This window comes from Frankia sp. CeTa3Moorea, assembly GCF_978021225.1.
Map to the genome: position 1 here is coordinate 75,343 of NZ_CDXDOR010000006.1, position 918 is coordinate 76,260.

The window sequence follows — 918 nt, forward strand, 5'->3', positions numbered from 1 at the left end:
TGCCATGCGTAACGCGTCGAGGACCAGGCCGGCGCGCAGGTGGTTGTCGACGGCCCAGCCGACGACTTTCCGCGAGAATGCGTCGATCACCGAGGCGACATAGCACCAGCCTTCTCCGGTGCGCACATATGTTATGTCGCCGTACCACAATTCATTTGGCCTCTTCGCGGTGAAGTCCCGGCCGACGAGGTCGGGCAGCGACGAGGGCTCGGCGGCCTGGACGGTCGTGAGGTGCCTGCGGGGCCGCGGGTGCACGCTGACCAGACCCAGCTGGGCCATGAGCCGCTGGACCCGCTTGTAGGCGACCCGGACGCCCTGGCGGCGGAGGTCGGCGAAGATCCGCCGCACGCCGTACCGGCCGTGGCGCGCGTCGAAAATCGCCCGGATCTTCGTGGACAAGGTGATGTCGTCCCGCTCGCGTTTCGACGGTCCGCGGTTCTTCCAAGCGTAGTAGCCGGCGCGGGAGACGCCGAGGTTCCGGCACAGGTAGTCGACGGGGAACGTGTTCACACCGTCGGCGGGAGCAGGCTTCTTCGGGGCGTGGGCCGAGATGAACTCGAACCTCACTTCTAGTCGCTCGCGAAGAAGCTCGCGACTTTTTTAAGAAAGCGTTGTTCATCTGCAGCTGTGCGTTCTTCTTCCGTAGCTCCTCGAGTTCGGCGCGCTCGGACACCGATAGCGGCCGCTCCTTGCCCTCGTCGGAATCCTTTGCTTTCTTCACCCACTACCCCAAGCTCGTCTCGTTGATCCCAAGGCTCTTCGCCACCTCGGCGATCGTACGGTCCGAACCAAGGACGAGAGCGACCGCCTCGTCCTTGTACTCCTGGGTGAACTTCCTCCGCGTCGATCCCATCCCTGGATCTCCCTGGTAGTCAGTGGACTTTACGTCGACTGTCTACGAGATCGGGATCGCTTCAG

General features: G+C 63.7%; 2 protein-coding genes. Both read right to left on the reverse strand.

The features are described 5' to 3' along the window. Nucleotides 1–567, reverse strand: a 567-nt coding sequence (locus AC08OV_RS02625) for an IS3 family transposase (RefSeq protein ID WP_476619248.1), incomplete at its 3' end; no start/stop codon positions are given. Between the two features lie 157 nt (nucleotides 568–724). Next, entirely contained in the window at nucleotides 725–853 is a 129-nt protein-coding gene (locus tag AC08OV_RS02630; RefSeq protein WP_476616255.1) for a transposase, read from the reverse strand. Between the last annotated feature and the right edge of the window lie 65 nt (nucleotides 854–918).

Excerpts from the sequence above, each read along its gene's own strand:
- AC08OV_RS02630 (WP_476616255.1), bottom strand. The coding sequence starts at position 853 with ATGGGATCGACGCGGAGGAAGTTCACCCAGGAGTACAAGGACGAGGCG.